Annotated in this window: 11 protein-coding genes and 1 riboswitch; of the genes, 3 read left to right on the top strand and 8 right to left on the bottom strand. The window is 69.2% G+C overall.

The features are described 5' to 3' along the window. Nucleotides 1-16: 16 nt before the first annotated feature. The 3 genes from NCO8_RS11900 to NCO8_RS11890 all read right to left on the bottom strand — a co-directional run bounded on the left by NCO8_RS11900 (nt 17) and on the right by NCO8_RS11890 (nt 4111). Entirely contained in the window at nt 17-1399 is a 1383-nt protein-coding gene (locus NCO8_RS11900; protein WP_067638943.1) for a styrene monooxygenase/indole monooxygenase family protein, read from the bottom strand. A gap of 61 nt (nt 1400-1460) precedes the next feature. Beyond that, nucleotides 1461-2897 carry an LLM class flavin-dependent oxidoreductase gene (locus tag NCO8_RS11895; RefSeq protein WP_067638942.1) on the bottom strand — a complete coding sequence of 479 codons (1437 nt, stop codon included), beginning with the start codon at nt 2895-2897 and terminating at the stop codon, nt 1461-1463. After that, nucleotides 2894-4111 carry an acyl-CoA dehydrogenase family protein gene (locus NCO8_RS11890; protein WP_067638941.1) on the bottom strand — a complete coding sequence of 406 codons (1218 nt, stop codon included), beginning with the start codon at nt 4109-4111 and terminating at the stop codon, nt 2894-2896. Before NCO8_RS11890 ends, NCO8_RS11895 begins: the two co-directional genes overlap by 4 nt. Before the next feature lie 158 nt (nt 4112-4269). Beyond that, nucleotides 4270-4369, top strand: a riboswitch (glycine riboswitch). Between the two features lie 152 nt (nt 4370-4521). On the opposite strand from NCO8_RS11890, the gene gcvP reads away from it, so the two are divergent. Together gcvP and NCO8_RS11880 are read left to right on the top strand one after the other, a co-directional pair. After that, nucleotides 4522-7332, top strand: coding sequence for an aminomethyl-transferring glycine dehydrogenase (gene gcvP / locus NCO8_RS11885; protein ID WP_067638939.1), 2811 nt, complete (start codon nt 4522-4524; stop codon nt 7330-7332). Nucleotides 7333-7488: 156 nt separating this feature from the next. Beyond that, nucleotides 7489-8340, top strand: a complete 852-nt coding sequence (locus NCO8_RS11880) for a Vgb family protein (protein ID WP_210739960.1) — start codon at nt 7489-7491, stop codon at nt 8338-8340. A 93-nt stretch (nt 8341-8433) separates the two neighbouring features. Here NCO8_RS11880 and NCO8_RS11875 read toward each other — a convergent pair whose 3' ends face one another. Both NCO8_RS11875 and NCO8_RS11870 read right to left on the bottom strand, forming a co-directional pair. Next, nucleotides 8434-10149, bottom strand: a complete 1716-nt coding sequence (locus tag NCO8_RS11875; RefSeq protein WP_067638938.1) for an ABC transporter ATP-binding protein — start codon at nt 10147-10149, stop codon at nt 8434-8436. Further along, entirely contained in the window at nt 10146-11918 is a 1773-nt protein-coding gene (locus NCO8_RS11870) for an ABC transporter ATP-binding protein (RefSeq protein ID WP_067638937.1), read from the bottom strand. Before NCO8_RS11870 ends, NCO8_RS11875 begins: the two co-directional genes overlap by 4 nt. A gap of 122 nt (nt 11919-12040) precedes the next feature. Here NCO8_RS11870 and NCO8_RS11865 point away from each other — a divergent pair, with 122 nt between their 5' ends. Continuing rightward, nucleotides 12041-12622: a TetR/AcrR family transcriptional regulator gene (locus NCO8_RS11865; protein WP_067638935.1), complete on the top strand. Its 582-nt coding sequence runs from the start codon at nt 12041-12043 to the stop codon at nt 12620-12622. Here NCO8_RS11865 and NCO8_RS11860 read toward each other — a convergent pair whose 3' ends face one another. The 3 genes from NCO8_RS11860 to NCO8_RS11850 form a co-directional block, all read right to left on the bottom strand. Then, nucleotides 12623-14290: a substrate-binding domain-containing protein gene (locus NCO8_RS11860; protein WP_084456959.1), complete on the bottom strand. Its 1668-nt coding sequence runs from the start codon at nt 14288-14290 to the stop codon at nt 12623-12625. 113 nt (nt 14291-14403) lie between these two features. Continuing rightward, entirely contained in the window at nt 14404-14649 is a 246-nt protein-coding gene (locus tag NCO8_RS11855) for a WhiB family transcriptional regulator (RefSeq protein ID WP_067488664.1), read from the bottom strand. Further along, nucleotides 14646-15188 (bottom strand): HNH endonuclease, encoded by a 543-nt coding sequence (locus NCO8_RS11850; protein ID WP_067640037.1) that lies wholly within the window; start codon nt 15186-15188, stop codon nt 14646-14648. Before NCO8_RS11850 ends, NCO8_RS11855 begins: the two co-directional genes overlap by 4 nt. Nucleotides 15189-15417 lie beyond the last annotated feature (229 nt).

Genomic DNA, 15417 nt, shown 5'->3' with positions numbered 1-15417 from the left:
AGGGGGTTGGCTGTCGCTATCCGACGGCGACCGGTGCGAACGTCGACCGCGCGAAGCGGCCCGCCGGTGCGAACTTCGCCAGCAACTCGCCCGCGTCCACACCGGTGACCTGGGTGATGTAGGCGGCGGCGTCCTCGGGGGTGTCGATGGCGAGGAACGGCTGCGGCCGGTGCAGCAGCCCGACCAGCGCCGAGGCGAAGCGCGGGTCGACGGCTGCTGTGGCGAAGAACTCACCGCCGATGTCGGCGAACTCGGGATCGCTGAGGAACAGCCGGGTCACCTTGGCGGCGGCATCGCTGCGGGCGGCCAGGAACGCGGCGTACTGCTCGCCGATCCACTGCTCGTCGAAGGGCCCGTCGTGCACCGCGGCGGCCGCGACCAGGCGCTGTGCCTGGATCAGCCCACTCTGGGCACCCTGCCCGGCGACCGGGTCGTAGGCGACCGCGGTATCGCCGAGGGCGGCGACCGGGTGGCCACCCTCGGTGCGTCCCACACCCTGTCGCACGACCGGGCGCACCGCGCCTTTGAGCCAGGAGTGCGGGTCTTCGGTGATCACCTGGGTGGCCTGCACCTCCGGCAGATCCCAATCGATGTAGTCGCGGTAGAGGTCCTTCACGATCCGCAACGCCGACTCGGCGGAATCGGCCGCGGCGAATCGGGTCTCCCAGTCGCTACCGGGACGCGCCCAACCGAGGAACGCCCAGCTCGGACCCACATCCTTGTGCAGGTACGGGCCCCACCACGCTTCGCCCTGCTCGGCCAGGATGGAGAACAAGCTGTGCGCACCACCGGCCGGGCCGCGGTGCGCGAACACACCGGAGTCGTAGCCGAGGCCGGTCACGGTGACGGTGAGCAGCGAGCGCTGCGGCTTGTCGTAGACGGTGCGGGTGGTGTCGATCGGGAAGAGGTCGGACAATCCGCCCCGACCGGTGGCGACCAAGGTGAGGTCGTTGGCGGCGGCGATCGCGTCCAGTGACTGCGGGGTGACGTTGTCGACGACGAACTCGCCGCCGCGGGCCCGGAAGGCGGTGAGTCGTTCGTCGGCCTTGAGGCGGGTGTCGACCGCGACCCCGACATACCCGTCGAAGGTGCCGTCGAACGCGATCAGTTCGGCGTTCTCCGGTCCGGCGATGCGGACACTGAGTCCGGTGTGGCGGGGTGCGCGGCCGGTGTAGCTGTCGAGCCCGAGCGCGGCTTCGGCCTGCTGGGTTTCGCCGAATTCGAGGGCGGTGCCGGTGGCGGGCACCTCGTCGCGCAGTGCGCGTTGATCTCGGTCGCTGTAGAGGGTGACGGTGAAACCGGCGTCGAGTAGTCCTAGCGCCGCAGTGACGCCGGTTTGGCCGGCGCCGATTACCGCGGCCGAACGAGTGGAGCGGGAAGCGGGAGTCTGCGATGTCATACCGGAATACTGCGCTGACCTGCACCCGATGAAGAGTGTTGCGATCAGCGCGAATTCATTCCTACGCGCCCGCCGGTTCGTTCACCGACCCCGGCCGTGACACCGCGTGCGGCAGCACGGTTGACCGCGGACCACCGACGCGATACCCGGCACCACGATGGTGGGCGGGTAGCCGATCACCAGCCCCGAAGAGGGCGTTGCGCAAGGTCCCCGGCTCGTATTCGGTGCGGTACACACCGCGTTCGGTCAACACCGGAACGACATGGTTCACGATGTCCTCGAACGTGCCCGGGGTGATGGCGTAGGCGAGGTTGAACCCGTCGAGATCGGTGTCGGCGACCCACTCCTGCAGCAGGTCGGCGACAGTTTCGCCGGAACCGGTGAACACCGGCCCCATGCCGCCGATACCGGCCCAGCGCCCGATGTCGCGCACCGTCCATTCGCGGCCGTCGTCGTCGAATTCCTGAAACGCCGCCACCGCGGACTGGATGGCGTTGCTGTGCACCTCACCGATCGGGTCGTCGAGGTCGTATCGCGACAGGTCGATTCCCATCCAGCCCGACATGAACACCAGCCCGCCCTCGACGCTCGCGTAGGACAGGTATTCCTCGTGTTTGGCCCGTGCCGCCTCGTCCGTCTCGTCGGTGATGATGGTGGCCAGCGCGTAGATCCTGGCCTCGTACCGTCCACGTCCCGCCGCCTCCAACGCGTCGCGAACTCGCGAAACGGTCTGGGCCAGCACGCGTTTGGAGGGACCTGCGATGAAGATCGCCTCAGCGTTCTCGGCCGCGAACTGTACCCCGCGCGGCGAGGCGCCCGCCTGATAGATCACCGGCGTGCGCTGCGGTGACGGCTCCGACACGTGAATTCCGGGCACGGTGTAGTGCTTGCCGTAATGACCGATGTGGTGCACCTTCGCCGGGTCGGTGTAGATGCCGCGATCGGCATCGCGGATCACCGCGTCGTCCTCCCACGAGCCCTCCCAGAGCTTGTAGAGCACCTCGAGGTACTCGTCGGCCCGGTCGTAGCGTTCGTCGTGATCGAGCTGATCGGCGTCACCGAAATTCCTTGCCGCCGAAGGCAGATAGCCCGTCACCACATTCCAGCCGAGGCGCCCGCGCGTGAGGTGGTCGAGGGTCGACATGCGGCGCGCGAACGGGAACGGATGCTCGAACCCGGTGCCGGTGGTGATGCCGAAGCCCAGATGCTCGGTCACCGCCGCCATCGCCGACACCAGCAGCAGCGGGTCGGCGACCGGGGTCTGCGCACCCTGGCGCAGCGCGGCGGTGTCGTCGCCGCCGTACACGTCGTAGGTGCCGAGGACATCGGCGATGAAGATGCCGTCGAACCGCCCGCGTTCCAGGAGTTTCGCCAGCTCGGTCCAGTACCCGATATCGGTGTAGCGGTGGGACTGGTCGAGCGGATGACGCCACAGTCCCGGTGACTGGTGGGCCACGCAGTTCATGTCGAACGCGTTGAAGCCGATCGGCCTGCTCATCGCGTCACCTCCGTGCGGCGCTCGCCCGCGCTCCAACCGAACGGCAACTCGGTGCCGTTGAGCAGGTGGTCACCTACCGCGCGGGCTTTGAAGATCGCCGGATTGTGCACGGAGACGGTGCGCGCATTGCGCCAGTGCCGGTCCAGGCGCAGCTGTTCGGACACGATGGACGCGCCACCGAGCTCGAACAGCTGGGTCGTGGCGGCCAGGACGATGTCGATCACCGCGAGTTGCGCTTGCGCCGCGGCCAATTCGGCGGCGGCGAGGTCACCGTGATCCTTCGCCCCGGCGGCGAGGACCCGGTCGAGGATGTCCGCGACGGCCAGGACGGTCGCGCGCGCGGTGAATGCCGCCGCCGACAACTTCCCGATCACCTGCTGGACGAGGGGGTCCTCGCGCGGCAGATCCGCCGAGGCGTGCGTGTAGGTGCGGGTGCGCGCGCTCACCCATTCCCTGGCGTCGCGCTCGGCGCGAGCGGCGATCCCGGCGAGCACCGCGAGCTGCACCAACTGCAGGTAGGCGGTGCCGTAGGTGGGGCCCGCGACACCGTAGCCGGGCCCGAGGACGCGATCGGGCGCCACCACGACATCGGTGAACTCGGTGGTGCCGCTGGCGGTGAGCCGCTGCCCGAAACCGTCCCAGTCGTCGTGCTGCACCACCCCCTCGGCGTTCGCGTCGACCAGCACACCGAGGCGCTCACCGTCACGATCGGCGGCGACCAGGATGTGATCGGCGAACAGCGAACCGGTGCTGTAGTACTTCACCCCGTTCAGGAGCAGCCGGTCGCCGTCCTCGGCCAGCCGGGTGTGATACCGGTCGACGGCGCCCACCCCGGGTTCGGTGATCGCGTTACCGACCAGCGTCCCTGCGGCCACCACCCGCAACCACCGCTCCCGCTGCGGGCCGGGCTCGGCCAGCCGCTGATCCTCCACGAACGACCAGTGCACCCGCAGCGCCTGCGGCAGGTTCGACTCGGCGGCCGCCAGGTCGATGAGCAGCCGGAACAGCTGACGCACGCTCGCACCGTAGCCGCCGAACTCGACCGGTACCCGCAGCGCACCGAACCGTGCCTCCTTCAGCCAGGAGACCTCGTCGAACGGCAATCGCCGGTCGACCTCCCTGGCCACCGCACCGGCGGCGATCCGGTCGAAGATCGGGGCGAAGACGGCATCGAGCTCGGAATCTGTAATCGCGGACGCGGTGGAGGAAGTCATGCCGACACGATCGCGCAGCGGGCCGCCGGATTCACCGGTTGCGCGCAGGGGGATCGAAACGTCTCCCCGTCCCGGTGGGGGAGTGACGAGCACTACACCCCCGGCGGGCCCCTGGTGGCGCGACCGGGGGTTTGCTGCCTCTAGACTCGGAGGTGCGTCGCCGTCGTGCGGGAGAGTCCTGGGATCGCAAGAGTCCGGGCGCCGAAGGAGCAGCACCTCCCCGTCAATCTCTCAGGCAACAGGGACCGCGCGGTGATTCGACGCCTCTGGAAAGCGGTGGCATCCGGCTGCCCGCCCACGGGGAAAGGGGCACGGTTCCGACCGGCTACCGAATCTCTCAGGCGCACAGACAGAGGGGGAGGGCTGGTACCCGTCGGCCACGAGGTCGACCCGCCCGACCTGGAGCTGCCGTGACCCGTTCGTTCGCCGACCGCCACATCGGACCCGATTCCGACGAACTCGCCCGGATCCTCGCGACCATCGGCGTCGAGTCCGTCGACGCGCTCGCGACCACGGCGTTGCCCGCCACCATCCTCGACGAGTCCGGGCTCGCCGCGCTGCCCGCGCCCGCGAGCGAACACGAGGTACTCGCCGAGCTGGCCGGCCTGGCCCAGGCCAACACCGTCGCCACCTCGATGATCGGGCTCGGCTACTACGACACGCTCACCCCGCCCGTGCTGGTGCGCAACCTCCTCGAGAATCCCGCCTGGTACACCGCCTACACCCCGTACCAGCCCGAGATCAGTCAGGGCAGGCTCGAGGCGCTGCTCAACTTCCAGACCATGGTGTCGGACCTGACCGGCATGGACGTGGCCAACGCCTCGATGCTCGACGAGGCGACCGCCGCCGCCGAGGCGATGACGTTGCTGCGCCGCGCGGGCAAGTCCAAGTCGAACCGGCTGCTGCTCGACGCCGATCTGTTCCCGCAGACCAAGACCATCATCGGCACCCGCGCCGAGCCGCTCGGCATCGAACTCGTCGAGGCCGACCTGTCCACCGGGGTGCTGCCCGAGGGCGACTTCTTCGGCGTGATCGTGCAGACCCCCGGCGCGTCGGGCCGCATCGTCGACTGGACCGAGGTGTTCGCCGCCGCCCACGAGCGTGGCGCGCTGGTCGCCGCCGGTGCCGACCTGCTGGCGATGACCCTGATCACCCCGCCCGGCGAACAGGGCGCCGACGTGTGCTTCGGGACCACCCAGCGTTTCGGTGTGCCCATGGGCTTCGGTGGCCCGCACGCCGGGTACCTGGCCGTGCGTACCGCGTTCGCCCGTCAGCTGCCGGGCCGCCTGGTCGGTGTGTCGGTCGACGCCGACGGCGCACCGGCCTACCGCCTGGCGCTGCAGACCCGTGAGCAGCACATCCGCCGCGAGAAGGCCACCTCCAACATCTGTACCGCCCAGGTGCTGCTGGCCATCGTCGCCGCCATGTACGCGAGCTACCACGGTGCCAACGGACTGCGGGCCATCGCGCGCCGGGTGCACGAGCACGCCGCCGCCGTCGCGACCGGTCTCGGCGGTGCGGTGGTGCACGGCGCCTTCTTCGACACGGTGCTCGCGCACGTGCCCGGTGGTGCGGAAGCCGTTGTGGCAAAGGCGAAGTCGAAGGGGATCAACCTGCGACTGGTCGACGCCGACCACGTCTCCATCGCCTGCGACGAGGCCACCACCGAAGCCCATGTCGCCGCCGTCGTCGAATCCTTCGGCACCGCACTGACTCCCGAGTCCGGCGCGGGCGCGGAACCGGTCGGCATCGAGACCCGCACCTCCGAATACCTGACGCACCCGGCGTTCACCCGCCACCACACCGAGACCGCCATGCTGCGCTACCTGCGTTCGCTCTCGGACAAGGACATCGCCCTGGACCGCAGCATGATTCCGCTCGGTTCGTGCACCATGAAGCTCAACGCGACCGCCGAGATGGAGGCCATCACCTGGCCCGGTTTCGCCCGGCTGCACCCCTTCGCCCCCACTGAGGACTCGCCCGGCATTCGCAAGCTGGTCGCCGACCTCGAGCAGTGGCTGTGCGAGATCACCGGCTACGACGCGGTGAGCCTGCAGCCCAACGCCGGTAGCCAGGGTGAGTACGCGGGACTGCTCGCGATCCGCCGCTACCACTTGGACCGTGGCGACGACCACCGCGACACCTGCCTGATCCCGTCGAGCGCGCACGGCACCAACGCCGCCTCGGCGGCCATGGTCGGCATGCGGGTCGAGGTGGTGAAGTGCCGCGAGAACGGCGACATCGACCTCGACGACCTGCGCGCCAAGATCGCCGACCACGCCGAGCGGCTGGCCTGCATCATGATCACCTACCCGTCCACCCACGGCGTGTACGAGCACGAGGTCGCCGAGCTGTGCGCGCTGGTGCACGACGCGGGCGGTCAGGTGTACGTGGACGGTGCGAACCTGAATGCCCTTGTCGGACTTGCCCGTCCGGGCCGGTTCGGCGGCGACGTGAGCCACCTGAACCTGCACAAGACCTTCTGCATCCCGCACGGTGGTGGCGGTCCGGGCGTGGGCCCTGTCGCGGTGCGCTCGCACCTGGCGCAGTACCTGCCGGGTGATCCGCTCGAGAACGGTTCGCACGCGGTGTCGGCCGCCAACTACGGTTCGGCCTCGATCCTCCCGATCACCTGGGCCTACATCCGGATGATGGGTGCCGATGGCCTGCGCTCGGCCACGTTGACGGCCATCGCGTCGGCCAACTACATCGCCCGCCGCCTCGACGCTTACTTCCCGGTGCTCTACACCGGCGAGAACGGGATGGTCGCCCACGAGTGCATCCTGGATCTGCGCGAGATCACCAAGCAGACCGGTGTCACCGTCGACGATGTGGCAAAGCGCCTGGCGGACTACGGTTTCCACGCACCGACCATGAGTTTCCCGGTGGCGGGCACGCTGATGGTCGAGCCGACCGAGAGCGAGAACCTCGAGGAACTCGACGCCTTCATCGACGCCATGATCGCCATCCGCGGCGAGATCGACCAGGTCGCCGCCGGCGTCTGGCCCGTCACCGACAACCCGCTGCGCGGCGCACCGCACACCGCGGCCTGCCTCGTCGGCGAGTGGGACCACCCCTACAGCCGGGAAACCGCCGTCTACCCGCGCGGTGTGGGACACGCCCGGCCGAAGATCTGGCCTGCCGTTCGCCGCATCGATGGCGCGTTCGGCGACCGCAATCTCGTCTGCTCCTGCCCGCCGCTCGACGCGTACCAGGACTGATCCCCGCTGATCCGGGCCCCGCCGATGCTGTTCGGCGGGGCCCGGATTCGTTCACGGCCCGGAATTCGGGCACCCGGTGGGCTGCCCGGCGTGGCGACGGTCGGTACGGTGGCGGGTGGGGCGGGATGTTCCCATGACCAGGAGGGGATCGAATCGTTGAGTATCGGCGAGATAGTGCGCGAGATCGAGGTAGCCGGAGCACCGTACGGGGTGACCATCGGACCCGACGGTGCGTTGTGGTTCACCTTGGTGACCCAGAGCGCCATCGGGCGGTATGCCGAGGGGCAGGTCGAGACCTTCGCTCTCGACCCCGTCGGCGGACAACCAACGGTGATCGTGGCGGGAGACGATAACGCCTTGTGGTTCACCGAGTTCCACGGTGGCCGGCTGGGCCGGATCACCCTCGACGGCGCGGTGAGCAGTCTGACGATGGACGGGCCCTACGGTGTCTGCGCTGGGCCCGGCGGGATGTGGTTCACCGAATTGCAGGCCGGTCGGGTCGGCCGGATCGCGGGCGACGGCGAGATCGAGGGGGTCGCGGTCGACGGAATGCCGTCGATGATCACCGCGGGCTCCGACGGTGCGGTCTGGTTCACGGTGAACCAGGGCAATGCGATCGGCCGCATCGACACCGACCTTACGGTGACACTGCACTCTCTGCCCACCCCTTCGGCGGCCCCGGTCGGTATCGCCGCAGGCCCGGACGGTGCGGTGTGGTTCACCGAGATCGGTGTCGGCGCGATCGGGCGAATCGACAGCGCGGGTACGGTCACCGAGTACGCTCTGCCAGACCGTGATTCACGCCCGCACGCAATCGTCACGGGGCCCGACGGTGCGCTCTGGTTCACCGAATGGGCCAGCGGAAACCTCGGCCGGATCGACACCGACGGCAAGATCGACCACCTGACCCTTCCTGGCGCCGAACCCCACGGACTCACCGTGGACTCCACCGGCCATCTCTGGGTGGCTATGGAATCCGGTGCCCTGGTCGAGGTTTCACCAGGCTGACGTTTCGGAGGCTACGCGCCGACTCCATCCCACTGTGGCAGTGCGGACAGCGCGACGACAGTGAGCCCGGGTAGGCGTCGACCACCGCGGTTATCAACTTGTGGTGGCCGCAGCGTCGGTGATTGCCACGAAATCCGCGTAGCGCCCGCCTTTTTCGACGAGTTCATGGTGGGTGCCATGCTCCACGACACTTCCCTTGTCGAGGAAGAGTACGCGGTCGGCGGTTCGGACGGTGCGCAGGCGGTGGGCGACGATGATGACGGTTCGCCCGGCCATCAGGCGTTCGATGCCCTGGTGGACGGCTGCTTCGTTGGCGGGGTCGAGGGCCGAGGTGACTTCGTCGAGCAGCACGATGGGTGCGTCCTTCAGGAGGGCGCGGGCGATCGAAACACGTTGGCGCTCACCACCGGACAGCAGTACGCCGCCCTCGCCGACAGCAGCAAACCAGCCACCCGGCAGACGGTCGACCACCTCGTCCAGCCCGGCCGCGGTCGCTGCCGCCCGCACCTCGGTGTCGGTGGCGTCGGGTCGGCCGAGGCGGATGTTGTCCTCGATCGTGCCGTCGAACAGGTACACCTCCTGGAAGACGATGGCGATGGACGACATCAGAGTCGCGGTGTCGATGTCGCGCACGTCGACACCGCCGATGCGCACCGCGCCCGCGTCGACATCGTGGAATCGGGCGAGCAATTGAAGCACCGTGGATTTCCCGGCGCCGGAGGGCCCGACGATCGCGAACCGCTGACCCTGCGGCACCTGGAACGTCAGCCCGTCCAGCACGGTGTGACCGTCGCGCGCGAAGCCGACGGCATCGAACTCGAGATCGTGGCGGAGCGGTCGGATCGGATCGCGTGGCTCGGGAAGCGGTTCGGTGCTGAGCAGCTCGTCCAGCCGGGTGAGCTGGGAGTGCGCGCTGCGCAGCTTGCCACCCAGATCGGCCAGTGACAGCAACGGTTCGGCGCAACGGGCGGCAAGCACCAGGATCGCCAGCACCTCGGCCGCACCGATTCGGCCGCCGAGCGCGAGGTAGGCCCCGAGCGCGAGCACCACGGTGAACATGGTCTGGACGACGAGCGTGAGACCGACCATCCCCGGCAGCGCGGTGCGCACCGAGCGATGAGTGGCCCGCTGCAGCTCCCGCAGCGCATCATCGAGCAGACCGAACCGCTCGGTGCTCCGGCCACCCGCGCGCAGCACCGGCTGGGCCCGCAGGTACTCGATGACGCGGCCCGCCGCCTCGTGGTCGCGGGCGTGGCGTTCGGCATCGACGGCGGCCAGCGCACGGCTCGCCCGGATCTGCACCGCGGCCACCAGGGGGACGGCGACCAGCGCGGCAAGTCCGAGCCGCCAATCGAAGACCGCGATCACCACCACGATGGTCGCCGGCGTCAACGTCGCGGTGATGAACGGGCTGAGCAGGTGCGCGATAACGCCCATCGCCTCGAGCACGCCCCGACTGGCCAGCACCGACACCTCACCCACCCGGTCCGGCCCGAACCACCCGACCGGCAGCCGCGCGAGGTGGTCGCCGATGCGGTGATAGGTCCCGCGCAGCAGCGTGGTGCCCGAGCGGAATCCCGACAGATCGCTGACATAACGCAGCACGGCGTACACCGCGACCGCGCACCCGAACCCGATCAGCCACGGCCAGGCCCGCGCGGGTTCGCTGCCGAACAGCTCACGCAACACGGGAACGAGCAGCAGGTAGGACAACCCTTCGAGCACGGCGGTGACACTCATCAACACCACGGTCCGGCGAACCGGACCCGCGTACTGATGACCGAGCACCCGTAACAGTGTGCGGGTCATGACAAGTCGCTTCCTTGTTCGGCTTGCCAGAACGCGGCGAACGCGCCGCCCTCGGCCAGCAGCCGGGTGGGTGCGCCGCGCTCGACGATCACGCCGTCCCGCAGCAGGACGACGGTGTCGGCGTCGGCGATGGTTTCGTGTCGATGGGCGATGACGAGCACCGTGCGGTCACCGCGCAGGTTCGCCATGGCCCGGCGCAATGCCCGCTCGGTCTGTGGGTCGGCGAAGGCGGTCGCCTCGTCGAGAACCAGTACCGGGGTGTCGGCCAGCAAGGCACGGGCGAGTGAAAGCCGTTGTGCCTCACCGCCGGAGAGTCCGACCTGTTCGCCGAGAACGGTGTCGTACCCGTGCGGCAGGTCGAGGATCCGTTCGTGGATCCCGGCCAGCCGGGCGGCCTCGATCACCCGTTCGCGGTCGGCGTGCGGCACGGCGAGCGCGATATTGTCGGCCACCGAGGCGCGCAGCAGTCGGACATCCTGGAAGACGAACGACACCGACCGGTAGAGCCGATCGCTGCCGATGTCGCGCAGATCGGCACCACCGAGGACGACGCTGCCGTGACTCGGGTCGAAGAATCGCAGAAGTAGTTGCGCCAGTGTCGATTTGCCGCTGCCCGACGGTCCGACCAGCGCGGTGACGGTACCCGGCTCGAGGACCAGGTCGATACCGCGCAGCACCTCCCGGTCGTCGTAGCCGAAGCGCACGTCCCGCAACTCGACCCGGTGCCCGCGCGGAGCCACGGGTCGCGCGGGTTCGGGCAGTGGCCGCACGGCGAGCACCTCGTTGATCCGGCCGATCGCGTGACCGGCCGCCTGCAGATCGTCGAAACCGTGTTGCAGCGCCGCGACCGGCGCGGTCAGGCCGAGCCCGAGCAGTAGGAACGGCAGCAGATCGGCGGCGGCCAGCTCGCCACGGGTGAGCAGGAAGGTGCCGCCGCTCAGAATCACCAGCAGCACGAACGGCGGCGACAACGCCAGCTGCATCCCGGCCGCCACCGGAGCGAGACCGCGAACGAAACGCAGGAACGTATCGGCGAATTCGTCTGCGGCCGTGCGGAATCGCCGATGCGCCCGATCGCCACCGCCGAAGGCCTTGACCACCGCGATGCCCTGCACGAACTCCACCACCGCATCGGCGATGCGACCCATAGCGGCGTCGAACTCCCGCTGTTCACGTTCCCTCGCCGGCAGCAGGAGCAGCGGCACGTGCAAGAGCGCGAGCAGGACCGGGACGAGCGTGATGAGCGTGAGCCGCCAGTCCACCGTGCACAGATACGCCAGCGACACCAGTGGCACCACGAACGCCGACACCAGCTCACCGGGCGCGTGCGCGAGCACCGGATGCACCGCGCTCACGTCGTCGCCGACCACCTTGGCCAGCTCACCGGTCCGGCGGCCCGAGAACCAGCCGGTCGGCACGCGCCCCAACTGGGCGGCGAGCTGCCGCCGAAACGCCAGCTGCACCCGGCCGTCGAGCACATGGCCGAGCCCCGCCGCCGTACCGGTGAACACCAGCCGGACCAGCAGACCGATCGCGCCGATCGCCACCGCGAGCCACACCCGGTCGTGATCGACCGGCCCGGCCGACAACAGCACCCGGCCGACCTCGACCACCGCGAGCAGCGGCGCCAGCCCGGCCAGTGAGCCGATGACCTGCGCGATCATCACCACGGCGAAGCTGGGGACGTGGGGTCGGACCGATGTCACAAGAGTCGGCGGCGGGGAATGCGTCACCGACTCCGCCTCGGGACGTTCGATTGTCGTCGTCATCGCACACTCGATTCAGAAAGTCACTGTCTGTAGACAGCGACTGTACGAGCGTTGTTACAGACAGTCAATGTCTAAATGAGAGTGACAGTCACCAGACAGTGACTTCCTGATAAACTGGCCGCATGGCTGGACTACGCGAACGCTGGCGGCTCAACGCCATGCACACCGTTCAGGAACGCGCCCTCGATCTGTTCGACGCGAAGGGCTTCGCCGCGGTCACCATCGAGGAGATCGCCGCCGCGGCCGAGGTCTCACCCTCGACGGTCTACCGGCTCTTCGGCACCAAGGAGGGCATCATCGTCGCCGACGAGTTCGACAACCTCAGCGACGAACAGCTGGCGAAGGTCGTCGACCCGGGCGATCCGATCGGCAGCCTCATCCGGTCCGTCCGCGAATACGACACGGGCACGAACGAATCGGGCTCCGAACCCGGCCCGTGGCGGCGCAGCCTGCGCTATCACTTCACCGAACCCTCGGTTCGGCGCGCGGCCTATGCCTCGGCCGACCGCACCAGCCAGCGGCTGTCACCGCTGCTCGCCTCGACCGGCCGCTTCACCCAGGCGCAGGCCAAGGTGGCGACCAACGCGCTCATCTTCGGCTACCTCGCCGCGCTCGAACAGTGGTTCCTCGACGGCGGCGACCGCCCCGTCGCCGCCTATGTGGACGAGGCGCTCGACCCTTTACGGGCCGTCTGGGGCGACTGACTACGGGGTGGTCAGTGCCTTGACCACGGCCGTTCCGAAGCCGAGATCGTTGCTGGTCGGCATCCGGGTGTAGGTGCCGCCCGTCTGTGCGGACAACTCCTGCAAGGTCTGGGTGCCTTCGCCGCCGACCACGATGATGTCCACCCGCACCGGCTTGCCGGACTGGTTGGCCGCCGCGATCTGGGCGAGCAGGTCGGCACCGGTCAGCGAGGAATCGTCGTCCGGTCCGTCGGTGATGAGCAGAATCGAATTGGTGCGGCCGGGGGAGTAGTTCGCCACCGCCGCCCGGTAGGCGGCGAGCAGACTCGGATACGCCTGATCGGTACTCACCGTGCTCGGCTTCAGTGAGGTGACCGCCGATCCCACGGCATTGCGCTGGCTGTCGGTGAGCAGGCCGGTGGCCACGTTCACCTGGTAGGGGTTGGTTCCGTCGAGGTTCTTGCCGAACGTCCACAGGCCGAGCCCGAAGTCGGGCGGCATCACCTGCAGGGTCGAGGCGAGCGCGGCGCCCGACGTGGCGAGGCGGGTCATCGAGCCGTCGGTGGTGCCCATGGACGACGAGACATCGAGCAGCACAGTGGCATTCACGCCGAGCACCGGGTTGTCGATGGTGGCGCGCACCTTCTCGAGCGCCGCCTTCCCCGGATTCGCGGGCGCCGAACCGATGGCCGGGCCGAAACCGTCGGCGGCGAAAGCGGCCGCCTGCTCGGGAGCCCGCAGGAAATCGATGAAGCGCGAGGCGATGAGGTTCTGGATCTTGTCGACCCACGGACCCGACAGCACCGCCGCCGGGTAGTCGGCCAGCGGCGCGGTGCCCGCCGGACGGAACGGAGTGAGCCCACCGGTCCCCAGTTGCTGGGCGGTAGCGGCCACCGCGTGGATATCGTTCGCGGCCGGATCCGCGCTGATCCCCGCCATCGCCGTGGTCAGGTCGGCGGGTTTCTCGGCAGCGGCGGCCAGGCCGGAAATGGCGGCCACCACCTGCCCGGACGCGGCGGCCTGCTCGGTGAGCGGGTCGGTGCCCGACACCGCCGACCCGATCGCGGCGGCGGCCGCGGTGGTCGCATCACCCGGGGGCAGCGCCATCCGCAGTCCACCCCAGCCGTTCAAGCCGATCTCGTCGAGCGAGCCCTGCTGCAATCGGGGCAGGTCGGCCCAGGTGATCTGGTGCTGCTCGAGTGCCTGGCGCAGCGGATCGGGCACCGCGAGCACGATGGGACTCGTCGCGATGGACGCCGGGGTGCCCTCGATCAGACCGGGCACCCGGACCAGCTCGATCGAACGACTCGAGTCGGCGATCCACAGCCCGGGCTTCGGGCCGAGGCCGGGTTCCCAGGTGCTGGTGTCGGCCAGCGCGCCGACGAGCGCCGCCGACGGCCGGGCCGTCACCTCGACACGCGCGCAGTGGTCGCGCACGCGCGGCTTTGTCGCGTTGAACCGTTCCGCGGCCGCACGCACCGGACCGGCCACGGCCGGGTCGACGGTGACATCGAGGGCGGCGGGCCCCTCCACACATTCCGCCGCCGCGGCCACATCGGATTCGGCGGCACGATCGCGCAACTGGAACCAGGCGAACACGGCCACGAGTACGAGCACGAGCACCGATGCCGCGATAACCGGACCTTTGCTGATACGTCGAGATCTGGTCCCGCTGCGATGTGTACCCACGCGGCAAGTTTAAGGACTCGTCGCCGGGGCGGCGCACCGCGCATCCCCCGGCGCATCGTCGCAGCTCACAGCCGGAGGCCGGGCGTCGTGGTCGACACCCGGCCTCCGGTCGGTCATTCGCGGATCACGCGGCCGCGGTCGTATTCACGACCACCCCACACCCCGGACTGACCGGTGCGCGCCGCGTACTCGGTGCACCCCGCGAGCAACGGGCAACCGGCGCAGATGCGGCGGGCGTAGTCGAAATCCTGCGACGGGTACGGAAACCACGCCTCGTGGTTGGGGTCGCCCCGGCAGGCGGCGCGATGCCACCGACCGGAATCGGACAGGGTGAGCAGGTCGGTCAGTGCGGTGGTCACGGCGCGTACTCCTTCCAGATCCGGCGCTGTGTGCTGGCGAGGGGGTCGGGGGCCTTGGGCTCCCACAGCAACCGCATCCCCGCCTCTTCGGGGGTGCGGTCGGCCTTGGTCGTATTGCAGGGTGCGCAGCAGGCGACGAGGTTGCCCCACGTGTTGGGGCCGCCCCGGCTGCGCGGGCGAATGTGGTCGACGGTGGCCGCCCAGTTCGCGCAGTAGCCGCAGCGGTGCTTGTCGCGGCGCAGTACACCGGCCAGGGTGGCGCGGCTGTCCTCGCCGATCGGTCGCACATGCGCCAGGTACACGTAGCGCAGCAACCGGATCGTCTCCGGCAACGCCACCTCGAGCCGCTGCGATCGGATCGGGAAACGCGGCACCCGGTCGATGACGGATTCGGCGGCACCGCTCAGCAGCAGTGTCACCGCCCGATCGGCGGTGATCTCGTCGAGCGCCTCGTAGCTGGCGTTGAGCACCAGCACGCGGCTGTGTATCCAGTTGTCGGCGGCGGGAGCCGTCGGGACGACGGCATGACGAATCATCATCGGAATCACCATGTTTCGAAGAAGCGAGCGGAAGGGAGAGGTGGGTACGCTCAGTGCGCGATGGGGAGACGACCGGCTTCGCGTATCTCGGCGCTGCGATGTCCGGTGCTCTGATATCCGGGCTTCGAATCATGCTGTCGTACAGCTGGTTTCACGGTCGTCTCCTCCTCTCAGCGTGCTCTGCCGGTCTCGTCTGGTGCGATGTCGGCCTCGTGTGAATCATGGTGAC

It is taken from the genome of Nocardia coubleae NBRC 108252 (genome assembly GCF_001612805.1).
Taxonomy (GTDB): Bacteria; Actinomycetota; Actinomycetes; order Mycobacteriales; family Mycobacteriaceae; genus Nocardia; species Nocardia coubleae.
Note: the sequence above shows the minus strand (reverse complement) of the source record. Positions and strands in the feature narration are given on the sequence as shown.

Bases quoted from the DNA above. Each gene is read 5' to 3' on its own strand.
- NCO8_RS11900 (WP_067638943.1), bottom strand. From the start codon at position 1,399: ATGACATCGCAGACTCCCGCTTCCCGCTCCACTCGTTCGGCCGCGGTA.
- NCO8_RS11895 (WP_067638942.1), bottom strand. From the start codon at position 2,897: ATGAGCAGGCCGATCGGCTTCAACGCGTTCGACATGAACTGCGTGGCC.
- NCO8_RS11890 (WP_067638941.1), bottom strand. From the start codon at position 4,111: ATGACTTCCTCCACCGCGTCCGCGATTACAGATTCCGAGCTCGATGCC.
- NCO8_RS11875 (WP_067638938.1), bottom strand. From the start codon at position 10,149: ATGACCCGCACACTGTTACGGGTGCTCGGTCATCAGTACGCGGGTCCG.
- NCO8_RS11870 (WP_067638937.1), bottom strand. From the start codon at position 11,918: ATGACGACGACAATCGAACGTCCCGAGGCGGAGTCGGTGACGCATTCC.
- NCO8_RS11865 (WP_067638935.1), top strand. From the start codon at position 12,041: ATGGCTGGACTACGCGAACGCTGGCGGCTCAACGCCATGCACACCGTT.
- NCO8_RS11850 (WP_067640037.1), bottom strand. From the start codon at position 15,188: ATGATGATTCGTCATGCCGTCGTCCCGACGGCTCCCGCCGCCGACAAC.